At 69.9% G+C, this 26,117-nt stretch carries 27 protein-coding genes; 15 read left to right on the forward strand and 12 right to left on the reverse strand.

Annotation, left to right across the window (positions count from 1 at the left end; translation table 11 throughout):
* The first annotated feature begins 112 nt into the window (after positions 1-112).
* A complete protein-coding gene (locus AC3A6G_RS15110) occupies positions 113-976 on the forward strand; it encodes a mechanosensitive ion channel family protein (RefSeq protein ID WP_487873934.1) in 864 nt (287 codons plus the stop codon).
* Here AC3A6G_RS15110 and AC3A6G_RS15115 read toward each other — a convergent pair.
* From AC3A6G_RS15115 to AC3A6G_RS15125, 3 genes are all read right to left on the reverse strand, one after another.
* Positions 973-1,719, reverse strand: a complete 747-nt coding sequence (locus AC3A6G_RS15115) for a LuxR C-terminal-related transcriptional regulator (RefSeq protein WP_487860094.1) — start codon at positions 1,717-1,719, stop codon at positions 973-975. The two genes, AC3A6G_RS15110 and AC3A6G_RS15115, sit on opposite strands and share 4 nt — an antisense overlap.
* A 270-nt stretch (positions 1,720-1,989) precedes the next feature.
* Entirely contained in the window at positions 1,990-2,781 is a 792-nt protein-coding gene (locus tag AC3A6G_RS15120; protein WP_487860093.1) for an aminoglycoside adenylyltransferase family protein, read from the reverse strand.
* Positions 2,778-3,701 (reverse strand): LysR family transcriptional regulator, encoded by a 924-nt coding sequence (locus AC3A6G_RS15125; RefSeq protein WP_487860092.1) that lies wholly within the window; start codon positions 3,699-3,701, stop codon positions 2,778-2,780. The genes AC3A6G_RS15120 and AC3A6G_RS15125 overlap by 4 nt, the downstream gene beginning before the upstream one ends.
* 118 nt (positions 3,702-3,819) lie before the next feature.
* Here AC3A6G_RS15125 and AC3A6G_RS15130 point away from each other — a divergent pair, with 118 nt between their 5' ends.
* The 4 genes from AC3A6G_RS15130 to AC3A6G_RS15145 are packed head-to-tail and all read left to right on the forward strand — an operon-like array spanning position 3,820 to position 8,168.
* Positions 3,820-4,278 carry a DoxX family protein gene (locus AC3A6G_RS15130; protein ID WP_487860091.1) on the forward strand — a complete coding sequence of 153 codons (459 nt, stop codon included), beginning with the start codon at positions 3,820-3,822 and terminating at the stop codon, positions 4,276-4,278.
* Between the two features lie 30 nt (positions 4,279-4,308).
* Positions 4,309-4,935: a (2Fe-2S)-binding protein gene (locus AC3A6G_RS15135; RefSeq protein WP_487860090.1), complete on the forward strand. Its 627-nt coding sequence runs from the start codon at positions 4,309-4,311 to the stop codon at positions 4,933-4,935.
* A complete protein-coding gene (locus AC3A6G_RS15140; RefSeq protein ID WP_487860089.1) occupies positions 4,928-5,923 on the forward strand; it encodes an FAD binding domain-containing protein in 996 nt (331 codons plus the stop codon). The genes AC3A6G_RS15135 and AC3A6G_RS15140 overlap by 8 nt, the downstream gene beginning before the upstream one ends.
* Positions 5,924-5,927: 4 nt before the next feature.
* Positions 5,928-8,168: a xanthine dehydrogenase family protein molybdopterin-binding subunit gene (locus AC3A6G_RS15145; protein WP_487860088.1), complete on the forward strand. Its 2,241-nt coding sequence runs from the start codon at positions 5,928-5,930 to the stop codon at positions 8,166-8,168.
* On the opposite strand, the gene AC3A6G_RS15150 is transcribed toward AC3A6G_RS15145, so the two are convergent.
* Complete coding sequence (locus tag AC3A6G_RS15150) at positions 8,156-9,148, reverse strand: YihY/virulence factor BrkB family protein (protein WP_487860087.1); 993 nt, start codon at positions 9,146-9,148, stop codon at positions 8,156-8,158. The genes AC3A6G_RS15145 and AC3A6G_RS15150 overlap by 13 nt on opposite strands.
* Positions 9,149-9,689: 541 nt before the next feature.
* On the opposite strand from AC3A6G_RS15150, the gene AC3A6G_RS15155 reads away from it, so the two are divergent.
* On the forward strand, positions 9,690-10,232 hold the full coding sequence (locus AC3A6G_RS15155) for an SLOG cluster 4 domain-containing protein (RefSeq protein ID WP_487860086.1): 543 nt from the start codon (positions 9,690-9,692) through the stop codon (positions 10,230-10,232).
* Between the two features lie 88 nt (positions 10,233-10,320).
* Here the strand turns inward: AC3A6G_RS15155 and AC3A6G_RS15160 are convergent, their stop codons facing one another.
* The 4 genes from AC3A6G_RS15160 to AC3A6G_RS15175 form a co-directional block, all read right to left on the reverse strand.
* Positions 10,321-11,112, reverse strand: a complete 792-nt coding sequence (locus AC3A6G_RS15160) for a DUF3750 domain-containing protein (protein ID WP_487860085.1) — start codon at positions 11,110-11,112, stop codon at positions 10,321-10,323.
* An 85-nt stretch (positions 11,113-11,197) separates the two neighbouring features.
* Entirely contained in the window at positions 11,198-12,949 is a 1,752-nt protein-coding gene (locus AC3A6G_RS15165) for a carboxylesterase/lipase family protein (RefSeq protein WP_487860084.1), read from the reverse strand.
* 13 nt (positions 12,950-12,962) lie between these two features.
* Positions 12,963-13,943 carry a Bug family tripartite tricarboxylate transporter substrate binding protein gene (locus AC3A6G_RS15170; RefSeq protein WP_487860083.1) on the reverse strand — a complete coding sequence of 327 codons (981 nt, stop codon included), beginning with the start codon at positions 13,941-13,943 and terminating at the stop codon, positions 12,963-12,965.
* A gap of 33 nt (positions 13,944-13,976) precedes the next feature.
* Positions 13,977-15,194 (reverse strand): CaiB/BaiF CoA transferase family protein, encoded by a 1,218-nt coding sequence (locus AC3A6G_RS15175; protein ID WP_487865547.1) that lies wholly within the window; start codon positions 15,192-15,194, stop codon positions 13,977-13,979.
* Between the two features lie 88 nt (positions 15,195-15,282).
* Here AC3A6G_RS15175 and AC3A6G_RS15180 point away from each other — a divergent pair, with 88 nt between their 5' ends.
* A complete protein-coding gene (locus AC3A6G_RS15180; protein WP_487873935.1) occupies positions 15,283-16,218 on the forward strand; it encodes a LysR substrate-binding domain-containing protein in 936 nt (311 codons plus the stop codon).
* Between the two features lie 28 nt (positions 16,219-16,246).
* Here the strand turns inward: AC3A6G_RS15180 and AC3A6G_RS15185 are convergent, their stop codons facing one another.
* The 4 genes from AC3A6G_RS15185 to AC3A6G_RS15200 are packed head-to-tail and all read right to left on the reverse strand — an operon-like array spanning position 16,247 to position 18,775.
* The gene (locus tag AC3A6G_RS15185) at positions 16,247-16,675 is read right to left on the reverse strand and encodes a hypothetical protein (protein ID WP_487860080.1); all 429 of its coding nucleotides are present in this window, start codon (positions 16,673-16,675) and stop codon (positions 16,247-16,249) included.
* Positions 16,672-17,013, reverse strand: coding sequence for a DUF3817 domain-containing protein (locus AC3A6G_RS15190; protein ID WP_487860079.1), 342 nt, complete (start codon positions 17,011-17,013; stop codon positions 16,672-16,674). The genes AC3A6G_RS15185 and AC3A6G_RS15190 overlap by 4 nt, the downstream gene beginning before the upstream one ends.
* Positions 17,010-17,795: a creatininase family protein gene (locus AC3A6G_RS15195; RefSeq protein WP_487860078.1), complete on the reverse strand. Its 786-nt coding sequence runs from the start codon at positions 17,793-17,795 to the stop codon at positions 17,010-17,012. The genes AC3A6G_RS15190 and AC3A6G_RS15195 overlap by 4 nt, the downstream gene beginning before the upstream one ends.
* Complete coding sequence (locus AC3A6G_RS15200; RefSeq protein WP_487860077.1) at positions 17,792-18,775, reverse strand: tripartite tricarboxylate transporter substrate-binding protein; 984 nt, start codon at positions 18,773-18,775, stop codon at positions 17,792-17,794. The genes AC3A6G_RS15195 and AC3A6G_RS15200 overlap by 4 nt, the downstream gene beginning before the upstream one ends.
* Positions 18,776-18,996: 221 nt before the next feature.
* Between AC3A6G_RS15200 and AC3A6G_RS15205 the strand changes: the two genes are divergently transcribed.
* From AC3A6G_RS15205 to AC3A6G_RS15240, 8 genes are all read left to right on the forward strand, one after another.
* Positions 18,997-19,956, forward strand: a complete 960-nt coding sequence (locus tag AC3A6G_RS15205) for an AraC family transcriptional regulator (protein WP_487865549.1) — start codon at positions 18,997-18,999, stop codon at positions 19,954-19,956.
* A gap of 11 nt (positions 19,957-19,967) precedes the next feature.
* On the forward strand, positions 19,968-20,360 hold the full coding sequence (locus AC3A6G_RS15210) for a RidA family protein (protein WP_487873936.1): 393 nt from the start codon (positions 19,968-19,970) through the stop codon (positions 20,358-20,360).
* Positions 20,357-21,082, forward strand: coding sequence for a DJ-1/PfpI family protein (locus AC3A6G_RS15215; RefSeq protein ID WP_487873937.1), 726 nt, complete (start codon positions 20,357-20,359; stop codon positions 21,080-21,082). The genes AC3A6G_RS15210 and AC3A6G_RS15215 overlap by 4 nt, the downstream gene beginning before the upstream one ends.
* A 115-nt stretch (positions 21,083-21,197) precedes the next feature.
* Positions 21,198-21,500, forward strand: a complete 303-nt coding sequence (locus AC3A6G_RS15220; protein WP_487874008.1) for a YlcI/YnfO family protein — start codon at positions 21,198-21,200, stop codon at positions 21,498-21,500.
* On the forward strand, positions 21,497-21,808 hold the full coding sequence (locus AC3A6G_RS15225) for a type II toxin-antitoxin system RelE/ParE family toxin (protein WP_487873938.1): 312 nt from the start codon (positions 21,497-21,499) through the stop codon (positions 21,806-21,808). The genes AC3A6G_RS15220 and AC3A6G_RS15225 overlap by 4 nt, the downstream gene beginning before the upstream one ends.
* 147 nt (positions 21,809-21,955) lie before the next feature.
* On the forward strand, positions 21,956-22,462 hold the full coding sequence (locus AC3A6G_RS15230) for a sigma-70 family RNA polymerase sigma factor (RefSeq protein ID WP_487873939.1): 507 nt from the start codon (positions 21,956-21,958) through the stop codon (positions 22,460-22,462).
* Positions 22,463-22,481: 19 nt separating this feature from the next.
* Positions 22,482-23,468, forward strand: coding sequence for a FecR domain-containing protein (locus AC3A6G_RS15235; RefSeq protein WP_487865552.1), 987 nt, complete (start codon positions 22,482-22,484; stop codon positions 23,466-23,468).
* Positions 23,469-23,603: 135 nt separating this feature from the next.
* A complete protein-coding gene (locus tag AC3A6G_RS15240) occupies positions 23,604-26,069 on the forward strand; it encodes a TonB-dependent siderophore receptor (RefSeq protein ID WP_487873940.1) in 2,466 nt (821 codons plus the stop codon).
* Positions 26,070-26,117: the final 48 nt, after the last annotated feature.

Below are 26,117 nucleotides of genomic sequence, written 5' to 3' on the forward strand. Positions count from 1 at the left end.
TGAACTCCGCGCCGGCATGCCGGTCGCATTGGCCATGAATGTTGCCATGACATACCTCGAGAACGTCGACTGGGCCCGTTGGAGCGGGCCTGCCCTTTCCGCTTAACGCATCGTGCTGATCATCGTGCTCGCATGGGTCGCGATCGTCGTGCTGCAGCGTGGCGTGCGGCTCGTGCGCCTTCGCGTGCAGAGCCGCCTCGGCGGTGCCGACGGCGTGAGCCGTGCAGAAACCCTTGGGCGCGTGGTGCGCTACCTGATCGCGCTGGTGGTCAGCGCGGTGGCGGTGATGCTCGTGCTGGGCGAATTGGGCGTGTCCATCGCGCCGATCCTCGGCGCGGCGGGTGTGGTCGGCCTCGCGATCGGCTTCGGCGCGCAGAGCCTCGTCAAAGACTACTTCACGGGGTTCTTCCTGCTGTTCGAAGACCAGATACGCACCGGCGACGTGGTCACGATCGCGGGCATCGGCGGCGCGGTCGAGGACGTCACGCTGCGCCATGTGCGGCTGCGCGACTACGACGGCAATGTGCACTTCATTCCTAACGGGCTCATCACCACGGTCACCAACAAGTCCCGCTCGTTCGCCCAGTCCGTGGTCGACGTCGGCGTGTCGTACCGCGAGAACGTCGATGAAGTGATGGCGGTAATGGCCGAGGTCGGCGCGGACTTCCGGAAAGACCCCGCGCATGCGGCGCGCATCCTCGACGACCTGGAGATCGCGGGCATCGAACGCCTCGACGACAGTGCCGTGGTGCTGCGCTGCCGCTTCAAGGTGGCGCCTTCGCAGCAGTGGACGGTGCGCCGCGAGTTCCTGCGCCGCCTCAAGGCGGCCTTCGACGAGCGTGGCATCGAGATCCCGTTCCCGCATCTCACGGTCTATGCCGGCGTGGGCAAGGACGGCTCGGCACCGGCCATGCCGATGCGGCTGCAGCGCGAGCCGGCCAAGCCGGCGCTGGCTGCGCAGGACGCCGCAGGCTAGAGCTGGCCCATGCGCGTGGCGCTGCTCACCGCTTGCGCGCGCGAGCGCACGCGCAGCTTCTTGCAGATGTTCTTGACGTGCGCATCGACGGTCTGCGGCGTGATGCCGAGCTGCTCGCTGATCTCCCTGGAGACGTGACCGCGCGAAACGCAGCGAAGCACCTCGCGTTCGCGCGCAGTGAGCAGCGCGTTGCCGGACACCGCGCCGGGCAGGGTGTCGGGCACCGGATCGGCCGATACCGCGTGGTCCGCGGGCCGGAGCATGCGTGGCAGCAGACGCCGCGTCAGGCTCGGCGTGATCGCGGCCCCGCCGTTGACCACCTGGAGCGCCGCCTGCGAAAAGCTCTGCATGCCTCCGCGCTTGAGAAGGTAGCCGGTGGCGCCGATCTTGAGCGCATGCAGCACGTGCGCATCGTCCTCGACCGTCGAGACCACGATGATCTCGCAGTGGCGGTGCCGCCTGCGCGCATCGCGAATCAGTCCGAGGCCGGCGCCGATCGGCAGATGCAGATCGATCATCAGCACGTCGAAGTCGAGCGACTCGATCAGCCGCCGCGCGACGGCGGCGCTGGCGGCCTGGCCTTCGAGCCGGATGCGCATGTCCGACAGCAGCTCCTGGGCAATGACACGCCGCGCAAATTCGTCGCCGTCGACCAGCAGCACCCGCACCGGGGCATGTGCCTGTCCCGTCAGATGGGGCGGCCAATCGGGCTCTGCAGGCCGGCAGACGCCCCCCGATTGCATCGCTTGGCGTGGCTCGGTTCGGCGGGAATCCAGCAGTGCCAAGGCACTCGAGACCGGACGCGGATTGGGAACGGCGGAAAGGAATTCCAAAGGGTGACCTGCAAAAGGCAATCGTGAGGGAAACGCTTAAAGGGTTATTGCTTAAGCACAATCCATCATTGCAGTGTTCTTTGTTCACCTTCGATGTAGGAGAGGGCGCCTTCCCGAAAGGCGCGGCATCGCGACCGCATGGGCTGCACGAGAAGCACCTTTTGGGTGCGCGGCCTTCGTTCAGGCGCGCAGGCAGGCCTGGATCGTGGCCTTGGCGTGGCGCACGAATGCAGCGGGTTCGCCGTGAAGATCCGCCAGGTCGTCGCTTCCGCCGCCGAGATACGCGGCTTGCGCCCGCTCAAGCACCTGCCGTCCGTCCTCGGGCAGGCGCTCGAGCGCCCAAGCGGCCGCCACATGCTTCGGCGCTATGGCGCCGGTGGCCGCGCTGAACCAGATGCGCGCGAGCGCGAGCACCACGTTGCACTCGTCGCCGTGCCAGTCGTCGGGCCCGTTCCATTGCGCGATGGTGTCCGCGAGCGCCTGCCTGAAATCGGAATCGGGCACGGCATCGAAACAGCGCGCGGCCGGCGGGCCGGCCAGCGCCACGCTGTGCTGCAACACCTTGCGCAGCAGGATGGCGATGTCGGGGTCCGTTTCGGGCGGCGGGATGTGGCCGGCCTGCAGTTCGTCGCGCAGCCACTCGCCAAACTGCAGCTCGCGCAGCGGCGGATAGCGCCACGGCACCACCTCGCGCTGCACGAGCAAGGTCGCCTCGAGCGCACGCAGCGCACCGGGCACGCCCGGCGGCGCCGAGACTTGCAGCAGCTGCATCATCAGCGCGCGCCGCACCGGCTCGGCGAGCGGCTCGCGCACCGTGACCAGCAGGTCGATGTCGCTGCGCGGCATCAGGCCGCCGTCGAGCGCGGAGCCGAACAGGTGGATGGCCCGCAGCGTGTCGCCGAGATGGTGTTCGATCAGCCTGCGTGCGGCCGCGAGCTGCGGGCCGATCTCGGAGGGCATGGTGTCGTTCATCGCGGCGATGCTATCGCCGCGCCGCCGAAGCGCTCATCGAAGCAGCGGGTGACCCAGTCGATGAACACGCGCACGCGCGGCGACAGAAGCCGGTGGTGCGGATACAGCACCGAATACAGCATCGGCGGGCACGGCGCATGCGCGAGGATCTCGACCAGCGTGCCCTTCCGCAGCCGCGCCTCGACGCCGTAGCGCGGCACCTGGATGATGCCGCAGCCCTGTTCGGCGCAGGTCTTGTAGCTGTCGGCGCTGTTCACGCTGATCCAGCCCTTCATCTGGTGTTGCTCGATGCGGCCGTCGACCTCGAACAGATAAGGAAAGACGCCGGCGCGTGACGAGGAGAAGAAGTTGACGCCCCAGTGCTGCGCCAGGTCCGCCGGCTGCAGCGGCGTGCCGTGCGCGGCAAGGTAGCCGGGGCTCGCGCAGGTGACCTGCGGAATGAGCGCAAGGCGCCGCGTGACCAGCGACGAGTCCTTCGGCTCGCCCGCGCGCACCACGCAATCGACCCCTTCGCGCACCAGGTCGACGAGCCGGTCGCCGCTGCCGATCGCGAGCTCGATGTGCGGATAGCGCGCATGGAATTCGCCGATGCGCGGCAGCACGATGTCGTTGGCGGGTGCGCCATGGATGTCGATGCGCAGCCGGCCGCGCGGGTTGATGGCGTGCTGCGCGAGCGAGGATTCGGCATCTTCCAGCTCGTGCAGCAGATGGCGGCAGCGCTCGTAGAAAGCCAGCCCGTCGACGGTGGTGCGCACCTGGCGCGTGGTGCGCTCGAGCAGGCGGACCTGCAGCCGCACCTCGAGCTGTTTGATCGCATGGGTCGCCGTGGCCCGCGGAATGTCGAGCGCCGCGGCAGCCTGCGTGAAGCTGCCCAAGTCGACGATGCGCGTGAACAGCTGCATGGTGTCGAAACGGTCCATTGGAATCGGCCTGATTGTTGATGCTGGTTGAATTGTATTGACAACATTGCTGCATTTATTCAGAGCGATTGAACAGCCAGACTCCGTGCTTGTTCCAACCCTTTGAGGAGTGCACCCGATGCAAGCAGCGATTTCGGCGCGACTGCGCAGCCTTTGCGAACGGCTCGAGCCGTGGAGTTACCTGCTGCTGCGCGCAGCCTTCGGGCTGATGCTCATGACCCACGGCATTCCCAAGCTGCTGGGCCGCAGCCACGGCAGCATGGCCGACCCGATGGCGGGCTCGGTGCATCTGATCGGCAATGTGCTGCACCTGCCCGCGCCGCTGGCGATCGGCTGGTTCATCGCGCTGCTCGAAGGCGTCGGCGGGCTGATGCTGGCGCTTGGCCTGCTCACGCGCTGGGTGGCGCCGATGGTGGTGGTGCAGATGCTCGTCATCTGCTGGCTGCTGGCGCCGACCTTTCCCTGGATCGACCGCGGCTTCGAGTACCCGCTGATGCTGGCGGTCGCCGCGCTGCTCATCGCCATGCGCGGCGGCGGCCGCGCCTCGCTCGACGGCTGGCTCGCGCGCCGCGCCTGAACGCCAACCGCAACAAGAAGGACGCCCACGATGAACCCCCTGCACATGCCGCCGGTGCGCCGGCGCACCTTCATGATGGCCACCGCTGCCGGCATGGGCGGTGCCGCCACGGGCGCGGCCAACGCCGCCGACGCTACAACCCCAGCGACCGATCCGCACGAAGGCACGCAGCCCACGCGCATCACCGTGAACGGCCAGGCGCATCAGTTGAACCTGCAGCCGCGCACCTCGCTGCTCGACATGCTGCGCGAGCAGTTGGGCCTGACCGGGGCCAAGAAGGGCTGCGACCATGGCCAGTGCGGCGCCTGCACGGTGCATGTCGATGGGCGCCGCGTGGCCTCGTGCCTGACGCTCGCAGTCAAGACCGACGGCTGCGCCGTGACCACCATCGAAGGCATCGCATCGCCCGACGGCACGCTGCACCCGATGCAGCAGGCCTTCATCGACCACGATGCGCTGCAGTGCGGCTACTGCACGCCGGGCCAGGTGATGGCAGCGATCGCCTGCGTGCGCGAAGGCAACACAACGAGCGACGCGCAGATCCGCGAATCCATGAGCGGCAACATCTGCCGCTGCGGCGCCTACGTGGCCATCCTCGAGGCGATCCGCGCCGCGGCGCCGCAGATGCAGCGCCTGGAGGGTCGCCGCCATGCGTGACTTTGCCTACCTTCGCCCGCGCGACACCGGCGAAGCCATCGCGCTGCATGCGCGCCACGCGCCCGGCGCGCGCTACTTTGCCGGCGGCACCACGCTGTTCGACCTGATGAAGCTCGGCGTGGAGGCGCCCGCCACGGTCATCGACATCACGCGCATCGAAGGCCTGCGCACCATCGACACCAGCCGCCGCGACACGCTGCACATCGGTGCGCTCGCGCTGATGAGCGACGTGGCGGCGCACGACACGGTGCGGCGCGAGTTTCCTGCGCTGTCGGAGTCGCTGTCGAAGGCCGCCTCGCAGCAGCTGCGCAACATGGCGACCGTGGGCGGCAACCTGCTGCAGCGCACGCGCTGCGCGTACTTCCGTGGCGGGCCCGAATTCGCATGCAACAAGCGCGTGCCGGGCAGCGGCTGCGCGGCACTCGGCGGGCAGAACCGGGGCCATGCGGTGCTCGGCGGCAGCGAGGCCTGTGTGGCCGTCTACCCGGGCGACATGGCGGTTGCGCTCGCGGCCTTCGATGCGGTGGTCGACACGCTGAGCCCGCGCGGCGAGCGGTCGGTGCCGGTGCGCGAACTGCACCGCGCGCCCGGCAGCACGCCGCACCTGGAAACGGTGCTGGCCGACGACGAGCTCATCGTGCGCATCCGCGTGCCGCGCGGGCCGGTCGGCCGGGCATCGACGTACCACAAGATCCGCGACCGCGAGTCGTATGCCTTCGCGCTCGCGTCGGCTGCGGTGGCGGTGCACCTGCAGGGGAACCGCGTGGCCGATGCGCGCATCGCGCTGGGCGGCGTCGCCACGCGGCCGTGGCGCGCGACCGAGGCCGAACGCAGCCTGGTAGGCCGGCCGCTCACGCGCGCGGCGGCGCGGCAGGCGGCGAAGCTGGCGTTCGCGCATGCGCAGCCGTTGTCGCACAACGCTTTCAAGGTCGCGCTCGGCATCGAGACCGTGACCGACGCACTCATGCTGGCCAAGGACAGGAGCTGAACCGATGGCAACAACCCTCATTGCACCCGCGCGCAAGCCGCGCCCCGGCATCGAACGCGTCGACGCACGCGACAAGGTGCGCGGCGCCACGCGCTACGCCGCCGACGACGTGCGCGCCGGCATGCTGCATGCGGCGCTGGTGTCGTCGCGCATCGCGCGCGGGCGCATCGTGCGCATCGACACCACGGCCGCGCTGCGCGTGCGGGGCGTGCGCAGCGTGCTGACGCACGAGAACATCGGCGCGCTCGACACCGGCGGCTTCCTGATGGCGGGGGGCTTCGGCTTCCAGAGCTTCTATCCGCTGCGTTCCGACCAGATCGCCTACCGCGTCCAGAGCGTGGCGATGGTGGTGGCCGACACGCTCGAGGCGGCACGCGAAGCCGCGGCGCTGGTGGTGGTGGCCTACGAGGCCGCACCGTTCGCCGCGACGCTCGCCACGACCGATGCCGAGCCGCTCGCGCAGTCGGCCGTGCTGCCGCAGCCGATGTTCGCCGACCGCCGCGTGGGCGACGCCGAGGCCGCGCTCGCGCGTGCCGAGGTCGGCGTCGACCTGCGCTACGAACTCCCGCCGCAGCACCAGAATCCGATGGAGATCATCGCCACCGTGGCCGAATGGAACGAGGGCCAGCTGACGGTCCAGGAGCCGACGCAGAACGCCGAGAGCGTGCGCCATGGCTTGGCGAAGCAACTCGGCATCGAGCCCGCGAGGGTGCGCGTTCTCTCGCCCACGCTCGGCGGCGGCTTCGGCCAGAAGAACTCGCTGCAGTCGCACACCGCGCTGGTGGCGCTGGCCGCGCGCCAGCTCGGCCGGCCGGTCAAGCTCGTGATGACGCGTGCGCAGCTGTTCCACAACGCCAGCTTCCGCCCCGCGAGCCGCCACCGCGTGCGGCTGGGCGCGGACCGCAGCGGGCGCCTGCTCGCGGCGGTGCACGAGATCGACCAGCAGACCTCGCGGCACGACCTGTTCCCCTCGGTCGGCACCGAGATCACCTCGCGCCTTTATGGCGTGCAGCACTTCCTGGGCCGCGAGCGGCTGGTGCGCACCGACGTGCAGACGCCGGGCTACATGCGCGCCCCATTCGAGCATCCCGCCGCCTTCGCCTTCGAGAGCGCGATCGACGAACTGGCCTATGCGCTCGACCGCGACCCGGTGGCCTTCCGGCTCGCCAACGATGCGGTGGCCGATCCGCTGACCGGCAAGCCGTTCTCGTCGCGCCACGTGCGCGAATGCCTCATGCGGGGCAGCGAGATGTTCGGCTGGCAGCGCCGCACGATGGCCCCCGGTTCGATGCGCGCGGCCGATGGCAGCCAGATCGGCTGGGGCGTGGCGCTCGGCATCTACAAGGCCGCGATGGCGCCCGCGATCGCGACCGTGCGGCTGCGCGCCGACGGCACGGTGCGCGTGGCCGTCGGCGGCCATGAGATGGGGCAGGGCTTGCGCACCGCGATTGCCGTCACCGTGGCGCGCGCGCTCGGCACGTCGATGGCGGCGGTCGAGATCGCGCTCGGCGACACCGCCGCCGCGCCGCAGCATCTGACGGCCGGCTCATGGGGCACCGCGACTGCGCTGCCGCCCGTGGCGGAGGCCATCGAGCGCCTGATGGACGACCTGCGCCAGCACGCGGGCGCGGTGGGGGCGGCGGCGCAGGCGCCGAATGCCGCGGCCGTGGCGCTGCTGCGCGCATCGGGTCGGCCCTTTGCCGAAGCCCAGAGCCGGCGCCGCGCACCGGGTCAGCCCGAGCAGGTCTATGGCCGGCTCACGGGCGGGCTGCCGGCAGCGGCGGGCCCGGTGTACCCCGACTTCGTCGCCTTCAGCTTCATCGCGCACTTCGTCGAGGTGCGCATCGAGCCGACCACGCGGCGCATCCGCGTGCCGCGCGTCGTCAGCGTGGCCGACTGCGGCACGGTCGTGAGCCCGCGCACCGCGCGCAGCCAGGTCGAGGGCGGCGTGGTCTGGGGCATCGGCGCCGCGCTGCGCGAGCTGAGCGAGGTCGATCCGCGCCACGGTGGCTTCCTGAATGCCGATCTCGCCGAATACGTGCTGCCGGTGGCGGCCGACATCGGCAGCATCCAGGTCGACTTCGTGGGCCAGCCCGACCTGCGCTTCAACGCGCTGGGCGCCAAGGGGCTCGGCGAGGTCGCGATGGTGGGCGTGGCCCCGGCCATCGTGAACGCGGTGTTCCATGCGACTGGCAAGCGGCTGCGGAGGCTGCCGGTGATGCTGGAGGATCTCTACGAGGTGTGAGGCGACTGCGCCGGGCCGCCACGCGCCACCGCATCCGTGCCGGCCTCCACCTGCCGCGCCGCATGTTCCGTGGCCTCCTGAGCCTTCGTCGCGGCCACCGATCCGTGCGCGCTCGCATAGACCTTGGTGAACTCCGCGCCGAGCAGGAAGATCTGGGCCGCGTAGTAGACCCACGCGAGCAGCACCACGAACGAGCCGGCCGCCGCGAGCGACTCGCGCACGCCGCTCTTGCCGATGTACAGCCCGATCAGCACCTTGCCGACCTCGAACAGCACCGCGGTGACGGCCGCGCCGACCCAGACGTCGCGCCAGTCGATCCGGGTGCTCGGCATCAGCTTGAAGATCATCGCGAACAGCAGCGTGAGGATCGCGAGCGACACCAGCATGTTCACCGCCTGCAGCAGCACTTCCCATCCGGGGAACAGGCCCTCGCTCCAGCTGCCCAGCGCCGCAAGCCCCGTGCTCACGATCAGCGACACCATCAGCAGGAACGCCAGGCCGAGGATCAGCCCGAACGACAGCACGCGTGCGCGCAGGATGCCCCAGACGCCCTGCGGCTTCGCGCGTTCGGGCACGTGCCAGATGCGATCGAGCGCCGACTGCAGCTCGGCGAACACCGTGGTCGCGCCGATGAGCAGCACGACGATGCTGACCGCGCCCGCGACGAGGCCGCGCGATGGCTCGCTGGCGCTGCGGATGAGTCCCTGTACCGCGACCGCGCCTTCCTGGCCGATGAGATCGGAGAGCTGCGCGGCGATCTGTCCCTGCACGGCTTCCGGTCCGAAGATGGTTCCCGCCACTGCGATCACGATCACGAGCAAGGGTGCGAGCGAGAAGGTGGTGTAGTAGGCGATCGCCGCGCCCATGCTCGGCGCGAGGTCGTCGATCCACGCCATGACCGCGTCCTTGCACAGGCGCAGGAGCTGCCCGGCCTTGGACGGCGCAGAAGAAGAGGAAGAGGACGACGTGGTCTTGTCCAAGAGATCGCTCCAGAGCACCGCCACTCTGGCACCTTGGCGGCGCGCTGTCGTGCGCGTGCGCCGTCCGAAAGGGTAGCCGCGAACCTACAGAAAGCCCGGCCACCTGCGCAGCGGCAGCGCGTGAGCGTCGTCCGCTGAATACGCATGCTGGGCCGGATCATCGCGGCGCCGCCCGACCGCCTCAACTACCTCGCAGGTCATTGCCGGCGCTGATCCGCCGGCGTAGGCCACTGCCCGCCGAGCTTGTACGATTTGCGTCACCCCAGGGACGTACGCTCCTGCGCGGCACCAGCAAGAAGGAATCCACGTTGAACCAGAGTACGGACCCTGCCGCGCGCTGTACGTCGCCAAGCGCGACGGCCGCAACCGCGTGCGCCACGTCGAGGGCTGGTCCTGATCATCGGCAGCGTATGCGCACTGACCGCTTGGAACTGGCTAATATTTCTTTCATCCTTCGACGCACTCCGAAGTCAAAGAATTCTCGGTGCACCACCTTGTTTCCGTACTTGCCCCCCATCCTCAAGAGACCTGACGCTCGACCATGACACCACAAGTATCTCGACGCCCTCAAATCTGCGTACTTGGCAGCGCCGAATCGGGCTCTTCGGCGTACGAATGCGCCGCGGAGGCGGGTGAGCTGTTGGCTTCACTTGGCATGACCCTGGTGAGCGGTTGCGGCAGCCCCGCAACGAGGGTCGCTGCAGAGCGTGCAATGGCGGCGGGCGGCCTGGTATTGAGCATCGTCCCGCCTGATCACATGCCGCCCCCGGATTGGCCTGCAACGGTGGTTGTGCCTTGCGGCATGGGTGATGCCCGTAACTTGCTGATGGCCTTGTCCGGCGATGCCTGCATCGTCATCGGCGGGAGAGCCGGCACTATTTCGGAGGTTTGCCTTGCGTGGCTGCATGGCCGTCCACTGCTGCCCCTCGTAGGTCACGGAGGATGGTCTGACGGTCTGCCGTCGAATCCGCCGGACGAGCGCAAGAAATCTCAGATCTTGCCTTGGACCAACATGGCAGAGCTCGAGGCGCAATTGCGAAACCTCGGGTTGGTGCCAGGCGCAGGGTGGCTTCCTCAAGGATAAATGAGGATGTGCAGGAGTTGACGCAGCCCCAGAGTCGCATTCAATCCAAGCACCAGAACACGTCCAACGACTTTGAATGCGAACGACATCACGGCAGCCGGCCAAAACCTGGCAACCGCAAGGCCTGATCGTCGACGTCGATTCCGAAGCCAAGGCCCAGCAGGTTCAATTCCAAGCCCTCATCGCGGGCCACCGTCACACCGACCAGCCCCGCCAGCGACAACTGCCAGCCCGTGCCGCTGGGCGCATGGTCGATGAACGTGGTCGCGCCCAGATAGTCCTTGCCGATCGCGGTGGGTGGCAGGTCCAATCGCAGCGCAGGCACCTGCCGGGCCACCCAGGCCACGAACGTATTGCTGTTGGGGCCGGGCCAAAGGCGGTAAGACTCGCGCCATGGGTAGGCCGCCACGGCCGATTCGATCTGCTCGATCATGGCTTCTGCCTGGATGCCCCGGTGGTCCGCAAGCAATTGCGGATAGGCGCCATACCAAAGCATGTCCGGCGCGTGCACTTCGCTGGTGACCAAGGCATCTCCGCCGCGGCGGGCCCGCCAGCCGACGATGTGATAGGTGGTGTAAAGCTCCGAGCCAGCGCGTTTCACCGCGATCCAGGGATGGATGCCGAAGGCGCCGCGCCATCGAACGATCCGGGCGCCGTAGACCTGCACCACCGCACCGCGCTCGACCGAAGGGTCGGGTGCTTGCCCGGTGCTGTCCCGACTCCTCATGTGCCATGGCGTGTCGAGATCCAAGCTACCGGAGGCCAGCACGCCGATCGGGCCGAGCATCAGCATCGCAAGCAGGCACAACAATCCCAGTGGCCAACGCGCCCAGCGAGGCACGCGCTTGCGGACCAGGAGAGAAGACGGTGCATCGGTCATTGCGCCAGTATGCCCGCGGCGCACCCGCCATCCAGGCGATGCGCAGCGATGAGGAGCTTGGCGACGACTTCGAGGCGCGGCTGCGCTACTTCGCCGATACGCGCGCGTTCGCGTCGTCCGCATCGAACACGATGCGTGACGGCCAAGGCGCCCACGTGGCGCCGAGCCCCGGGTGCACGGGGCTGCCGTCGCGCGCGAACGCGCCGAGGCTGCGCATCATCTGCGCAGACAGCGCCAGCCGGCCGGGCCGGTTCTGCGCCGTGAAGAGGATGTTCGCGTAGAGCGACGGCCCGAAGTTGCCGAACACGAACGGCAGGTCGAAGGTGTGGGCAGCGCCGAAGACCATGTCGAACGGCGGCGGCAGGCGGTCCCAGTCGAAGTCGTAGGCCCAGACTGCCTGCTGGCGCGAACGCAGCGCATCGAGCACGTCGTTGCGCATCGCGTCGAACCAGAGGCGGTCGAGCGCTGCGGTGCGCGCGATGAAGCCGGTGCCGGGCCGGTCGACCGGCAGGTAGGCCTGCGGAATCCACTGCCCAATCGACGTGGCGGGTGGCGCGTCGGGCGCGTAGCGCGACACCAGCGCGAACACCGCCGCATCGTCGAGCAGCCGCCCGCTCACGCCGCCGAACGCGGGGCGCATGGCGAGCAGTTGCGGGAACAGGCGGGTCTCGTCGCGCGTCTTGCCCGCGAGCACGGGCACCGCGAGGTAGCGTCCGTCGCGGATGGCGTGGATCGGGTCCTGCGCGACGACCCAGCCGTCGGGAATGGGGTTCGATGCGGCCATGCCCTTGGACGCGAGGCGGGTGCGCACGACCGACAGCAGTGCGTCGGCCGGGCGGCCGCGCAGGTGGGCGGCCATGGCGGGCGTGCCGCGCGCGGCGCTCACGCGCTCGCGGGCGGCCGCTTCATCGGCGGCCACGCCATCGGCGATGAGCGACTGCAGCAGCAGCTGTTCACCGCGCTCGGCCCAGAGGGCCCGGGGCTGGATCGCGGCGATGGCGCCCGCGGGCAGCGTGGCGGGCGTGGAGATGCCGCCGCTCAATGCGACGAGCCGGTGGAACAGCGGCGGCGCGGGGCGCGCCACGAGCATCGGCGAGGTGAGGAGCGCATACACGTTCACCGCGCCGGCGGACTGGCCCATCAGGGTGACGCGCGACGGGTCGCCGCCGAAGGCCGCGATGTGACGCTGGACGAACTCGAGCGCCTTCACGATGTCGAGCAGCGCGAAGTTGCCGGCGTCCTCCCCGGCGTTGCCGGTCTTGAGCGCGGCGAGGTCGAGGAAGCCGAAGATGCCGAGGCGGTAGTTGACCGAGACCACCACCGCGTCCTGGCCGCGCGCGAGCGCGGCGCCGTCGTACACCGGGTCGGCGGTGTAGCCCGTGATGTTGCTGCCGCCATGCACCCAGACGATCACCGGCCGCGGTGCGGCTGCGGCAGCAGCGCGCGAGGCCGGCGCCCAGATGTTCAGGTAGAGGCAGTCCTCGGCGCCGAGCGTCTGCCCGAGCGTCTCGCCGATGGTCTCGTCGTAGCGGTTGTGGCGCCCGGGGCCGTAGAGGCGGCCGGTCTGGACGCAGGCCGGTGCGAAGTCGAGCGCCTGCCGCGGCGCCGTCCAGCGTTCAGGGTCCGCGGGCGCCTTCCAGCGCAGTTCGCCCACGGGCGGCTTCGCGAACGGAATGCCCTTCCAGCTGAGCGTGCCGGCGCCGTCGTCGCGGCCCACGACCGGGCCGAGCGCGGTCTCGCGCACCACGCCTGCGGGCGCTTTTGTCGCAACGCCGACGCAACCCTGGAGCAGCACGAGCGCGATGGCTGCGGCAAGGCCGTAGTGAAATCGGTTCATGTTCGGCTGGCGTTCATTCGGCCGTGATGTTCGCGGCCTTGATGATCTGCGCCCACTTGCGCGTCTCGCCCGCGATGAAATCGGCGAAGGCCTGCGCCGTGCCGCCGCGCAGTTCCAGCCCCGCGGCCTCGGCCTTCTTGCGGATCTCGGGGTCCGCGAGCGCGGCATTGATCTCGGTATTGAGCCGCTCGAGGATGGCCGCCGGCGTGCCCGCGGGCGCCATCAGCCCGTACCAGCCATAGCCGACCACGTTGGCGAGCCCGAGTTCGCGCAGCGTCGGCGCGCTCGGGTAGACCGGCGTGCGTGCCTCGGTGCTGACCGCGAGCACGCGCAGCTTGCCGGCCTGAATGTGCGGTACCGCGGTCGACACGGCGGTGAGCGTGGCGTCGATGCGCCCGGCCAGCAGTTCAGCATAGGCGGGCGCGTCGCCGCGGTACTGCACCACGATGCCCGGCGTGCCCGATTGCCGAAGCAGCATCTCGGCCGTCAGGTGAGGGGCTGAGCCGGCGCCCGGCGAGCCGAAGGTCAGCCCCTTGGACGAGGCCTTGCCGTGGCGGATGAACTCGGCCAGCGTCTTGTACGGCGCCGCGGTGTTCGTGACGAGGAACAGCGGCGCGATGGCGGTGCTCACGATCGGCGCGAAGTTCTTCTTCACGTCATAGGGCAGCTTGGGGTACAGCGCCTCGCCGATCGCGATCGGTGCGGCCGCATGCAGCAGCGTGTAGCCGTCGGGCGGTGCGTGCGCGATGTACTCGTTGGCGATGCGCGTGCCCGCGCCGGCCTTGTTCTCGATGACCACGCCCTGGCCGAGACGGCGCGCCAGATGGTCGCCGAGCAGCCGCGTGAGGATGTCGTTGGAGCCGCCCGGGCCGTAGGGAGACACCAGGCGCACCGGCCGCGCGGGCCAGGCCTGGGCGTAGGCCGGCAGGCCGGCGATGGAAGCCGCAAGGCCCGCGGCTGCGGCGCCGAGCATCCGCCTTCTTTGGGGAATCATGGGGTGTCTCCTTCTTTTCGGGTTCGATGGTCGTCAGGCCACGGCGCCGGCGCTGCGCATCGCTGCGACCTGCGCCGCGTTGTAGCCGAGTTCGGCCAGCACCGCATCGCTGTCGGCGCCGCAGGCCGGTGCGGCCGGTGGCGCTGCAGGGGGCGCGTCGCCGAGCCGATAGGGCAGGCCGAGCGCCTGGTAGCGCGCACCGTCGGCGCCCACCGCGTCGACCAGCAGCCCGCATTCGTTGAAGTCGGGCGATGCGCGCACCTGGCTGTAGCTGCGCACCGCGCCCGAGACGATCTGCTCGCGCCCGAGCAGCGCCACGCACTGCTCGCTGCTCAGGCCCGAGAGGCACTCGCGCAGCACCGCACGCAGCGCAGGCCGGTTCGCGACGCGCAGCGCATTGGTGGCAAAGCGCGCGTCGGCCACCAGCGCCTCGCGGCCGACCACGCGGCAGAAGCGGGCCCAATGTTCCTCGGCGTAGGCCGACAGCACGATGTGGCCGTCGCGCGTGGGCACGACCTCGGCCGCCGGTGCGTTGTGCGGCTGCCCGTCGCCCCGGCGCACGGGTTCGGGCGCGCCGCCGAGGTAGTCGCTCCAGCTGGTCGCCTGCAGGTGCAGCGCCACCTCGAACAGCGAGGTCTCGAGGGTCTCGCCGATGCCGCTGCGCTCGCGACCGTACAGCGCGGCCAGCACCGCCTGCGCGCCGAGGTGCGCGGCGGCCGCGTCGACGATCGGCACGCCGACCTTCTGCGGCGGCCGGTCGGGCTCGCCCGTGACCGACATCAGGCCGCTTTCGGCCTGCGCCGCGATGTCGTAGCCCGGTCGGTCGCGCGACGGGCTGCGCGCCGGAAAGCCCGAGATCGAGAGGTACACGATGCGCGGAAAGCGCTCGCGCACCGCGCGCGGGCCCAGCCCGAGCGTGTCGACCACGCCGGGGCGCAGGTTCTGGATCACCACGTCGCTGGCAGCGACCAGGCGCCAGGCGGCTTCCTTGCCGGCGTCGCTGCGCAGGTCGAGCGCGATCGACCGCTTGCCGCGGTTGTAGGCACGGATCATCGATTCGCCGTAGCGGCCGATGTGCCGCGCCTGGTCGCCCGCGAGCGGCTCGACCTTGGTGACGGCGGCGCCGAGCTCGCGCAGCACCATCGCCGCGCCGGGGCCGGCGATGTACTGCCCGAGGTCGAGCACGCGCACGCCCTGCAGGGGCGGTATCGCGTGCGCCGTTGCGGAAACCTTGTCTTGCGCCATGTTCATGCGACGGACAATAGCGCCCGGCAGTATTCCTGAAAATTCAAAAATCGTGAGGTGGCGATCACTCAACGTGATCGCCCTGGAGACACATATGGCCCCTGGCACCGACTATCTGCTGCGCCGCCTTCGGTTGCGGCACCTCGAACTGCTGGTCACGCTCGGCGATGCCGGCACCGTGCGCGGCACCGCGACGCGCCTCAGCCTGAGCCAGCCCGCCATCAGCAAGATGCTCGGCGAGATCGAGGGCGCCCTCGGCGCGCGGCTCTTCGAGCGCAGCCACCAGGGCGTGCGTGCCAATGCGCTCGGCCTGGCGGCGATCTACCGTGCGCGCGTGGTGCTGAACGAACTCGGCCGCATCGGCGACGACCTGGCGGCGCTTGGCGACGGCGCCACCGCGGTGCTGCGCCTGGGCGCGCCGTCGGTCACGGCGACCGTGCCCGCCGCCATCGTGCAGCTGCGCGCGCGCATGCCCGGCACCGCGGTGCGCATCACCGAGGGCCGCGTGCGCGAGCTGATCCAGCGCCTGCTCGACGGCGAGCTCGACTGCGTCTTCGGCGCCATCACGCCCGAGCTCATGGCCGGCGACCAGCTGCCGCTGCTGCAGTCGGAGGTGCTGGTGGAAGACCAGCTCTGCGTGCTGGCGGCCGCGTCCAACCCGCTCGCGCGGCGGCGCGGCCTGCGCTGGTCCGAGCTGCGCGCCGCCGCCTGGGTGGCACCGCCGAAGGAGACGCTGGTGCGCCAGGCCTTCATGACCGCGTTCCTCAACGAAGGCGTCGATCCGCCCGAAGCGGCCGTCGAGGCGATGTCGTCGGTCACCATCGGCGCGCTGCTGCGCCTTGACGCGACGCTGCTCTGCGCGGTGCGCCTCGACCATGCCCGCGACGAGGTCGCGCGCGGCGACGTGCGGCGCCTGCGCGTGGGGCCGGTCGTGGCGCTGCCGTCGCTGGGGCTCTTCACGCGGCGCGGTGCGGGCCCGCAGCCGGCGGTGGTGCAGGCGTTTGCGCGGGCGGTGCGGAAGGTGGGTTGATCGCTCCAACCTTCGCATGTGCAGACTGCTAGCGCGGCTTGATGACCGCCAGGCCGATGGCGCATGCAGCCAGCACAAGAACGGCAATGGAGAGCAGCGGCGACCCCTCGTCGGCCGCCGATGCAACCGCTTTCCGGAGCTTCCCGGTGAAATAGCCGTAGAGGCCGGCCAGGGCGAGCGCCAGCACGACCTTGGCCAGCAGCCATGGCGCGGGCGGCCATTCGCCGAGCCGCGCCAGTGTCAGCCCCAGCAGCCATGCCAGCGCGAGCCCCGGCGTTGTCACGAAGCGATTCCAGCGCACAACCGACAGCACGAACCGCCTTGCCGCGGGATCGAGCGTGGCCCCAGGCTGTCCGACCCGCAGCGCCCATGCGGCCAGCAGCGTGCCGCTGAGCCAGGTGAACACCGCCGCCAGATGCGCGGCCTTCAGCGCCATGTAGTACGAACCCGCGATCATCGTTGCACCGGCGAAAGCGCCCACAGGCGTGCTCGGATGAGGCCATCGTTGAGCCACGCGCCGAACGGCAGCAAGGCCCCTGCGGCCAGGCGCCATGCTTGCCGCTTTGCCCAGAGGCCTGCCCCGATGGACTGCACCAGCGTCCAGGCGTACACGAGGAAGGCAACCCCATGCAGCGGCCCGACGAGGGAAACGAGTCGCGGCTCATCTGCCAAGTGCTTCAACGGCACGGCCAGCAGCACCAGCACGACGAGCGTGGCGCCTTCGAACAGGCCGGCCCAGCGCAATCGCGACAGCAGCGCCAGGTGGAGCTTGGCCGTCTCGTCGGCAGGGCTCATGCAGCGCTTCCTTCAGGCCAGAGCGAGCCGTCGCTGACGGCGGCCGCGAGCGCATCGCCGGCCGCATCGAGCAGGCGCTCGCCCTTTTCTGCCGAGGCCGAGCGCGGTGTGCCCACCACGCCGCTGCAGGACCAGTGCCCGATGGGCCGCCAGCGGTGTGTCCCGAGCGGCTCCAGGAAACCGCGTGCGGGCGCACGCACCGCCTGCGCCGCGGACGCATCGACCAGATCGGGGCGCAGATGCATGAGCATCGAGGTCTCTGCCTCGCAGGCATGCAGCAGGTTGTCCTGCGAGGTGAGGATGCGGCCGAACGCGGCTGCCGCCACCATCCAGTAGGTTGCGCTCGCCACGGGGAGCGAGGTCTCGATGGCCAGCAAGTCGACGATGGTGTTCAGTGCCGAGATGTTGCCGCCATGCCCGTTGAGCAGCAGCACGCGCCGATAGCCTTGCCGCTGCAGCGACACCACGACACAGCGCACAAAGGCGTGCAGCGTGGCGAAGTCGAGCGTGAGGCTGCCGGCCATTCCCATGTGGTGCTCGGCGAGCGAGATCCACAAGGGCGGAAGGACCAGCACTGGCGTGGATGCAGGCACACGGCGCGCCGTGCGCAGCGCAACCTCCGAAGCGAGCAGCGTATCGACCTGCACGGGCAGGTGCGGCCCGTGCTGCTCGGTCGAGCCGATCGGCAAGATCACCACGCAGCGCTCACGCGCTTCGGCAGGAAAGTCCGGCGTCTTCAGGTCGCTCCACAGAACCGGGCGCCCGTTCGCTGCCGCGCTCATTGGGGCTTGTACCCGACTGCGGCGATCAACTGCCGGACCTGCGCGGCGGATTCGCGGTAGCGCGCATCCATCTGCTCGGGCGTGCCCGAGCGCGGCTGCAGGCCATGGGCGCGGATCTTCTCGATCACGGCGGGCATCGCCAGCACCTGCCGGATCGCATCGTTGTAGCGTTGCACGTTGGCATCATTCATCCTGGCCGGCGCGTAGACCGCGAGAAAGTCGCTGGCCGCGAGCTCCGGCAGCCCGAGGTCGCCGAACGCCGGCACGCCCGGCAGCAACGGCGTCGGGCGGGTGACGGCCAGCGCCGTGATGCGCCCGGCCTTCTGGTACGGCAGCACATCGCCGACCGGCAACACCGCCGCGACCACCTGGCCGCCCAGCAGGTCCTGCACCGCGGGCGCCGCGCCGCGGTAGGGCACCGGCTGCACGTCGGCCTCGAGCAGCTGGGCCATGCGCCCCACGATGAACTCCGGTGTGCTGCCCGGTGCGGGCACGGCGATGAGGCGTGCGGTGGGCGTGCGGGCGAAATGCGCCATCAGGTCGCGCAGGCTTTTCGCGCCGGAGGCTGGATGGGCCACGAGCGCGAGCTCGAAGTCGGCGACCTGCGCCACCGGGCGCAGATCGGCCGCGGTGTCGAATCCGGCCGACTTCAGCACCTGGGGCACGGTGACGACCGTGTGGCCGTTGGTGAGGAAGAGCACCGATCCGTCGGGCTTCGCAGCCTTGACGTGGCGCGCGGCGATCTGCCCGCCGGCCCCGGCACGGTTGTCGACGATGACCGGCTGCCCCAGCAAGGGTGACAGCTTTTCCGCGAGGATGCGCGCGCCGAGATCGGCAGTGCCGCCGGCGGGAAAGCCGACCACCAGGGTGATCGCTCCGGTGTGCGCCTGCGCCGACGCAGGACTGTGCAGCAGCATCAGCAGCAGCGCGGTCGCGATCAGCAGGCGGGCAAGGATGGAAGTGGCGTTTAAGTGGTGCATGGAGCCTCCGTACGAGTCGCGCTGGGGATGTGTCGACTCGCGGTGGACTCTAGGTTTCGCATGCGCGGGCGCTGCCTGATGCGTGCGAAGCCGATCCGGTTTCGGCAGCGCTTTCGCTCGTTCGAAGCATGCGGCTGCCGATCGGCGGCCTTGTCTGCCGATTCGGGCATGCCCCGGCGGCAGCCGGCGCAGAATTGCGCCAGCTGCACAAGGAGTCGCGAATGCACTACCGCACTTACACCAGTTCGTCGCTCGAAGAAGGTTCGGGCATCCTGAACCGGGAGTGGTCCGCCCACTCGGTGACGCTGGCGCGTGGCGAGGCGCTGCGCCTGCGGTTCTCCATCCGCAACCTCACGGACGATGTGTCCGTGAGCCAGCTGGCCTATGGTGCGTCGGCACTCGTGCGTCCCGAGGAACGGGCCGAGGTGCTGCTGGTGCAGATGCCGCAGGCCGGCAGCGGTGTCGCCAGCTATGCATGGGGCAACAACCCGCTCGACGGGCGCCACTTCGGCCTCGTCGACGTGCGGCGGGTGAGGCAGCTGCAATGCAGTCCGCACCTGGACGCGCTGGTGCTGCGCGTGCGGATCTCCAGGCTGCTCTCCTGGCTGGAGCAAGCCCTGGGCCGCAAGCCGGTGCGCGAACTCGTGTTCCAGCCATCGATCGACGAGGGAACCCCGGCATGGGCTGCGTGGGCGCCCGTCGCCGGGGCGCTGGAGGCGCTGCAGCGCCACCCGCAGGGCGAGGTCCCCGCGCCCGCGCTGAAGGCGCTCGAGGAGATGGCGGTGGCTACCATGCTGCTGGCCCTGCCCAACAGCTACAGCGACGAACTCCGGCGGCCCGCTGCGCCTGGCGCGCCGCGGCACGTGCGTCTGGCCGAAGAGCTTGTCCAGCGCTCGCTCACGCGCGCTGTCAGCGTCGAGGAAATGGCGCGCCATGCCCAGGTGAGCGTGCGCACCCTGTTCGACGGCTTCCGGCAGTATCGCCAGACCACGCCGGCCGCCTATGTGCGGCAGGCGCGCCTTGCCGCCGCGCGGGAGGATCTCCGCAAGGGCCACGACAGTGTGGGCGACGTCGCACGGCGCTGGGGCTTCCTCCATGCGGGGCACTTCGCCGCGCAGTACCAGCGCCAGCACGGCGAGACGCCGGCGCAGACGCTGCGATCGTTTTTTTCCACCCTCTAGAAACCTTCACCATGCCAACCATCGAGTACTTCCCGGCTGCGGCCGACATGCCCACACCGCCCCTGTCCGCTGCCGCGCGGGTGGGCGACCTGTTGTTCGTCTCCGGCACGCCCGGATACCACCCGGGAGGCGGCATCGACACGGGCGACTTCGGCAAGCAGTTCGATCAGGCGGTAGCGAACCTGCAGCAGATCCTGGCGCGCGGCGGCGCCTCGATGCGCTCCATCGTCAAGGTCAACATGCTCCTGACGCGCGCGGAGGATGTACCGGAAATGAACGAGCGCTACGCAAAGGCGTTCGGCCCTGCACCGTACCCTGCGCGCACCACCTGCGTGGTGGCGGCGCTGCCCGATCCCAGGATGCTGCTCGAGATCGAGTGCGTGGCTGCGGCGGAGGGCGCGTGAGCAGCGAGGCTCACCAGCCGGGCGCCGGGTCCCCGGCATTCCAGATCGGCATGGTGATCTTCGAGGGCATGACGGCGCTCGACTTCGCGGCGCCGCTCGATGTGTTCGCCCGCATGCCGGGCGCACAGGTCCATGTCATCGGCAAGACGCTGGCACCGGTGAAGACCGATCTCGGCTTTCAGGAAACGCCGACGACCACCTTGGCTGGCGCGCCGAAGCTCGATCTTCTGTTCATCGGCGGCGGACCGGGCGTCACTGCGCTGATGGAGGACGAGGAGGTGCTGCAATTCTTCGCCAGCCGGGCGTCCGAGGCGCAATGGGTCACTTCGGTGTGCACCGGCGCGCTGGTGCTCGGGGCGGCCGGGCTCCTGCGCGGCTACAAGGCCGCCACCCACTGGGCTGCGATGGAGGTGCTGCCCCTGCTGGGCGCCGAGCCGGTCGACGAGCGCGTCGTGATCGACCGCAACCGCATCACGGGCGGCGGCGTGACCGCGGGCCTGGACTTCGGCCTTGTGGTAGCCGAGCAGCTGCATGGCAGCGGCCTTGCGCAGGCCATGCAGCTGGCGATGGAATATGACCCGCATCCGCCCCACAACGTCGGCTCGCCGAGGCTTGCGCCGCCCGAACTGGTTGCCGGCGTCCGCGAGAAGCTGAGGCCCGCCACGCAGGCGAGGCTGGCTGCGGCGAGGCGTGCGGTGCAGAAGGCGGGCTGGTCGGCATGATGCGGCCGGGCGCGTCAGCCACTGCTGAGGATCACCTCTTTCAGGATCCTCGAATGCCCAGCGCGCGCGGAGCCGGGCAGGCGGAGAAGCATAGCAATTGCTATACAATTTGCCGATGAAGACCGCTCAACTTCCTCCGGTTCGCGTGACGGCTGCGGTTCGAGCAGAGATCGAGGGCGTGCTGCTCGAAGGCGAAACGCTGTCGCATTTCGTCGAGCAGGCCGCGACGGATGCCGCTCGGCGTCGCAAGGCACAACAAGATTTCGTGGCGCGTGGCCGTGCCTCGCTCGCCCGCGCACTCGAATCGGGCGAGTTCTATGCGGCAGACGAGGTTCTCGAGGCGATGAAATCCCGGCTCGACACCGCGCGCGAGGCGGCCGGGCAGAGCGGCAGTGATCTCTCCAAACGGGCCGCGTGACTTATGCCGTGCGCTTGACGCGCGAGGCGTTGGAAGACCTCCAGCGTCTTGAAGCCTTTCTCCTGGAAGCTGCTCTCAAGCACGCAGACTGGGATCTGCCGGACCGCGCACTGCAGGCCATCCGAAGAGAGTTCCGCATCTTGGAGTCCAACCCTTTCACGTGTCGAATTGCCTTCGACGACCGCTTGGAGCGAGAACTCGTGATCCCATACGGCGCCTCGGGCTACGTCGCCTTGTTCCATATCGTCAGTGAGCGGGAGATCGTGGTGTCGGCCATCCGGCATCAGCGAGAGGACGACTATCACTGAGGGAGGCCGGAGCGAGGGCCCGGCCCGATGGAACACGGGGCAGAGAAGTGCCGCCTGATCGCCGGATCCGATGAAATCCCGAGTCGCGCAATATAATTGCAAACGATTCTCATCCACTTTCACGGGACCGCCTCGCGGAACCCCTCCATGTCCGCGGCGCGCCCACCCCTCGAGCCCATCGAAGTTCTCTACAGCGACCACCATGGCTGGCTGCTCGCGTGGCTGCGCCGCCGGCTCGGCGATGCGTGCGATGCGGCCGACCTGGCGCACGACACCTTCGTGCGGCTGATGTCGTCCTCGCGCAGCAGCGCGAGCCTCGGCGATGAACCGCGCGCCTTCCTGACCCATGTCGCCAAGGGGCTGGTGGCGGACCACTGGCGCCGCCGCGAGGTGGAGCGGGCGTATCTCGAAGCGATTGCACACCTGCCCGAGCCCGAGGCGCCGTCGCCCGAGGCGCGGCTGCTGATCGTTGAATCGCTGCTGCGCATCGAGGCGATGCTTGCGAGCCTGCCGGAGCGCACGCGCCAGGTCTTCCTGCTCGCGCAGTTCGACGAACTCACGCTGCAGCAGATTTCGGAGCGCATGGCCATGCCCGTGATCACGGTGCGGCGCCATGTCCACAAGGCGCTCGTCGCCTGCATGTCGGTCGCGTGAGCGCCGGCCGCATTCCACGATGAAGGACCCGCAGCCGTCGAACGCGCCGGACCCTGCGCTCATCGGCGAGGCCGCCGACTGGGTGATGACGCTGCGCTATGGCGGCGATGCCGCGAAGGTGAACGGCGACTTCGAACGCTGGCGCCGGCAGAGTCCCGCGCACGCCGAGGCCTGGTCGCGGGCCGAGGCGACGCTCGGGGTGTTTGCGCAAGTGCCGCCGGCCATCGGCAAGGATGCGTTTCGCGCATTGCAGCGGCCCGGACGCCGCCGTGCGCTCGGCGCGCTGGGGCCGCTGCTGCTGCTCGCCGTGCCGGCCGGCTGGCTCGCGTGGCAGCGCATGCCCTGGCAGGAGTGGACGGCGGATGTCGCCACGGCCCGCGGCGAGCGCCGGTCGATGACGCTGGCGGATGGCTCGCGGCTGGTGCTCAACACCGCGAGCGCGGTGGACATCGTCTTCTCGGCTGCCGAACGGCGCATCCGGCTGCATGCGGGCGAAGTGCTGGTCAGCACGCATGCCGATCCGTCGCCAGTCACGCGGCCGTTCCTGGTGCAGACGCCGCAAGGCACGGTGCGCGCGATGGGCACCCGCTTCAGCGTGCGCCGGCTCGACGACAGCACCACACGCGTGGCGGTGTTCGAGAAGGCCGTCGAGATCCGCGCCGCGGATGGCGCGACGCGCGTGCTGCGTGCCGGCGGGCAGGCCGACTTCGATGCCGGGCGCATCGGTACTGAAGCGCCCGTCGACGACAGCGCCGCGCTCTGGGAGCGCGGCATGCTGCTCGCCAGGAACATGCGCCTGGCCGATGTGCTGGCCGAGATGAGCCGACACCGCAGCGGCGTGCTGCGCTGCGACCCGGCGGTGGCCGAGCTGCGAGTGTCCGGTGCCGTGTCGCTGGCCGACACCGACGCCGGCCTGGACCTGCTCGCGCGCTCGCTGCCGCTGCGCATCGAGCGGACCACGCGCTACTGGGTCACGGTGGGGCCGCGCCCGGCGTCCGCCGAATGAATGAAAGCGCAGGCAGATAAAAAAATGCCGCGAGGGTGATCACTTTTCCTGTCTCGTCCGGTGAGTGAGGGAATGACGCATCGAGGCCGATGCGTCTCACCACCACCGCAGACATCGTTACAGGAGTCAGACGCCATGGGAGCGCAGCACGCAGGCCGCAAGCGGCACATCGAGAAATTCACAGCCGCCATCGCGGGCACGGCCTTGCGCGCGGTGGTGCTGGGCGCGGCCGGTGCGGGCGCGCTGGCGGTGGCACCGGCCGTGTTCGCCGCCGAGCCGGCGGGCGCTGCCGCGCGGTCGTATGCCATTGCAGGCGGCATGCTGGCCGACGTGCTGGCGCAGTACGCCGCCGACACCGGCGTGCAGCTGGTCTTCGAGCCCGGCATGCTCGCCGGGTTGCGCAGCAATGGCCTGCGCGGGCGCTACACGGTGCAGCAGGGCTTCGCGCAGGTGCTGCGCGGCAGCGGCTACGAAGCGGTGGGGCAGGGCAGCGGCGCCTACGCCCTGCGCCCGTCGGCCGCACCGGTGGCGCGCGACGCCGCTGCCGGCGCGGCCACGCTCGCACCCGTCACGGTGACCGCCGCGGTCGAGCGCGAGACCCCCACCGGCCGCGTCGACGGCTACGTGGCCAGGCGCAGCGCGACCGCGACCAAGACCGACACCGCGCTGATCGAGAACCCGCAATCGGTCTCGGTCATCACCGCCGACGAGATCGGCGACCGCAAGGCGGAGTCGCTCGACGAAGTGCTGCGCTACACCGCCGGCGTCACGCCGAACCTGAAGCCGTGGGCGGTCGACGAGTTCTCGCTGCTGCGCGGCTTCGAGCTCGGAACGGGCGGCGTCTTCCTGGATGGGCTGCTGACCTCCGGGCGCTCGTATGCAGCGCCGATCGAGCCCTACGGCCTCGAGCGCCTCGAAGTGCTGCGCGGCCCCGCATCGGTGCTCTACGGCAAGATGCCGCCCGGCGGCATGGTCAACGCCGTGAGCAAGCGGCCCACGGCCGAGACGCTGCGCGAGATCGGCGTCGAGTACGGCTCGTACAACCGCAAGCAGCTGAAGGCCGACCTCGCGGGCGCGTTCGATGCCGAGGGCGAATGGACCTACCGCCTCACGATGCTGGGCCGCGAAGCGGGCACCCGGCTTGACGATGACCGCGACAACCGGCTCTACATCGCGCCGGCGCTCACCTGGCGGCCCAGTGCCGACACCCGCCTCACGCTGCTCGGGCGTTACCAGAAGGACAACCAGGCCTATGCCTGGCAGAACCAGTTCGAACAGCCCGGCGTCTTCGGCCAGGCCAGCCCGCGCGTGAACGTCGGCGGCCACGACAACCGCTGGCGTCGCGACAACAAGATGCTCGGCTACGAGTTCGAGCACCGCTTCGACGACACCTGGACGGTCCAGCAGAGCATGCGCTACAGCGACTTCGACCGCGCCGAGACCAACGTGTTTCCGCGCGGGCTGCGTGCCGACGGCTACACCCTCGAGCGCAGCTTCTCGCCGCGCGAGACCCACTGGAAGGGCCTGCAGCTCGACACGCGCGTGCAGGCGCGCTTCGACACCGGCGCGCTGGCGCACACGCTGCTCGCGGGCGTCGACTACACGAGGGCGCGCACCACCGACGAATTTCCCTATGCCCGCCCCGCGCTCTCGCCGCTGAACCTGCTGACGCCCGCGTACCTGCACGAGCGGCCCACGCCCTCGAACAATCCGTATGTCTACCGGGTGCCATCGAAGCAGCTCGGCCTCTACCTGCAGGACCAGGCCAAGTGGAACCGCTGGGTCGTCACGGCTGGCGTGCGCCACGACAAGGCGGATGCGTCCGGCACGAGCACGTTCGGCCTCACGGGCAGGCGCAGCACCGACTACGACACCTCGGCCAGTGCCACCACGGGCCGCATCGGCGTGGTGTACCTCTTCGACAGCGGATGGGCGCCCTATGCGAACTACGCGACCTCGTTCTCGCCGGAGATCGGCAACGACCTGAACGGCAACCCGCTGAAGCCCTCCAAGGGCCGGCAGGTCGAGGCGGGCCTGCGCTTCCAGCCGGCTGCGGGCGACGCGAGCTACACCGCGTCGGTGTTCGACATCGTGCGCAGCAACGTCACCACGGCCGCGCCAAATGCGCCCGGCGAGGTGATCCAGACCGGCGAGGTCCGCGCGCGCGGGCTCGAGCTCGAGGCGCGTGCCGAACTGACGACCTGGCTCAGCATGGTCGCCCAGTACACCTACCTCGACACCCGCATCACGCGCAGCAACGACGGCGACCTGGGCCTTCAGCAGATGAGCGCGCCGCGGCACAGCGCCTCGGTGTGGGCGCGCTACGCGTTCCCGGTCGGCGAGTCGGCGCGCGGCTTTGCCGCGCTCGGCGTGCGCCACCTCGGCAAGTCCCGCTCGGCCTGGGACACCGGCAATGCCAACCTCATGAACCCCGGCATCACCATGGTCGACCTGGCGCTCGGCTTCGACCGCGGTCCGTGGCGCTTCACGTTCAATATCAACAACCTGCTCGACAAGCAGGTGCTGACGGATTGCAACGGCGGCCTCTGCTACCGCAGCGCCGAGCGCACGGCCAACGTCAGCGCGCTCTACCGTTTCTGATGCACGCAGGCATCGGCCAGTGACCGGCGAAGCGCCCCGGCGCTTGCG

The organism is Variovorax sp. Soil_C_26 (assembly GCF_057657075.1).

Excerpts from the sequence above, each read along its gene's own strand:
- AC3A6G_RS15115 (WP_487860094.1), bottom strand. The coding sequence starts at position 1,719 with ATGCAATCGGGGGGCGTCTGCCGGCCTGCAGAGCCCGATTGGCCGCCC.
- AC3A6G_RS15120 (WP_487860093.1), bottom strand. The coding sequence starts at position 2,781 with ATGAACGACACCATGCCCTCCGAGATCGGCCCGCAGCTCGCGGCCGCA.
- AC3A6G_RS15125 (WP_487860092.1), bottom strand. The coding sequence starts at position 3,701 with ATGGACCGTTTCGACACCATGCAGCTGTTCACGCGCATCGTCGACTTG.
- AC3A6G_RS15130 (WP_487860091.1), top strand. The coding sequence starts at position 3,820 with ATGCAAGCAGCGATTTCGGCGCGACTGCGCAGCCTTTGCGAACGGCTC.
- AC3A6G_RS15135 (WP_487860090.1), top strand. The coding sequence starts at position 4,309 with ATGAACCCCCTGCACATGCCGCCGGTGCGCCGGCGCACCTTCATGATG.
- AC3A6G_RS15140 (WP_487860089.1), top strand. The coding sequence starts at position 4,928 with ATGCGTGACTTTGCCTACCTTCGCCCGCGCGACACCGGCGAAGCCATC.
- AC3A6G_RS15145 (WP_487860088.1), top strand. The coding sequence starts at position 5,928 with ATGGCAACAACCCTCATTGCACCCGCGCGCAAGCCGCGCCCCGGCATC.
- AC3A6G_RS15155 (WP_487860086.1), top strand. The coding sequence starts at position 9,690 with ATGACACCACAAGTATCTCGACGCCCTCAAATCTGCGTACTTGGCAGC.
- AC3A6G_RS15160 (WP_487860085.1), bottom strand. The coding sequence starts at position 11,112 with ATGACCGATGCACCGTCTTCTCTCCTGGTCCGCAAGCGCGTGCCTCGC.
- AC3A6G_RS15165 (WP_487860084.1), bottom strand. The coding sequence starts at position 12,949 with ATGAACCGATTTCACTACGGCCTTGCCGCAGCCATCGCGCTCGTGCTG.
- AC3A6G_RS15170 (WP_487860083.1), bottom strand. The coding sequence starts at position 13,943 with ATGATTCCCCAAAGAAGGCGGATGCTCGGCGCCGCAGCCGCGGGCCTT.
- AC3A6G_RS15175 (WP_487865547.1), bottom strand. The coding sequence starts at position 15,194 with ATGAACATGGCGCAAGACAAGGTTTCCGCAACGGCGCACGCGATACCG.
- AC3A6G_RS15180 (WP_487873935.1), top strand. The coding sequence starts at position 15,283 with ATGGCCCCTGGCACCGACTATCTGCTGCGCCGCCTTCGGTTGCGGCAC.
- AC3A6G_RS15185 (WP_487860080.1), bottom strand. The coding sequence starts at position 16,675 with ATGATCGCGGGTTCGTACTACATGGCGCTGAAGGCCGCGCATCTGGCG.
- AC3A6G_RS15190 (WP_487860079.1), bottom strand. The coding sequence starts at position 17,013 with ATGAGCCCTGCCGACGAGACGGCCAAGCTCCACCTGGCGCTGCTGTCG.
- AC3A6G_RS15195 (WP_487860078.1), bottom strand. The coding sequence starts at position 17,795 with ATGAGCGCGGCAGCGAACGGGCGCCCGGTTCTGTGGAGCGACCTGAAG.
- AC3A6G_RS15200 (WP_487860077.1), bottom strand. The coding sequence starts at position 18,775 with ATGCACCACTTAAACGCCACTTCCATCCTTGCCCGCCTGCTGATCGCG.
- AC3A6G_RS15205 (WP_487865549.1), top strand. The coding sequence starts at position 18,997 with ATGCACTACCGCACTTACACCAGTTCGTCGCTCGAAGAAGGTTCGGGC.
- AC3A6G_RS15210 (WP_487873936.1), top strand. The coding sequence starts at position 19,968 with ATGCCAACCATCGAGTACTTCCCGGCTGCGGCCGACATGCCCACACCG.
- AC3A6G_RS15220 (WP_487874008.1), top strand. The coding sequence starts at position 21,198 with ATGAAGACCGCTCAACTTCCTCCGGTTCGCGTGACGGCTGCGGTTCGA.
- AC3A6G_RS15230 (WP_487873939.1), top strand. The coding sequence starts at position 21,956 with ATGTCCGCGGCGCGCCCACCCCTCGAGCCCATCGAAGTTCTCTACAGC.
- AC3A6G_RS15235 (WP_487865552.1), top strand. The coding sequence starts at position 22,482 with ATGAAGGACCCGCAGCCGTCGAACGCGCCGGACCCTGCGCTCATCGGC.
- AC3A6G_RS15240 (WP_487873940.1), top strand. The coding sequence starts at position 23,604 with ATGGGAGCGCAGCACGCAGGCCGCAAGCGGCACATCGAGAAATTCACA.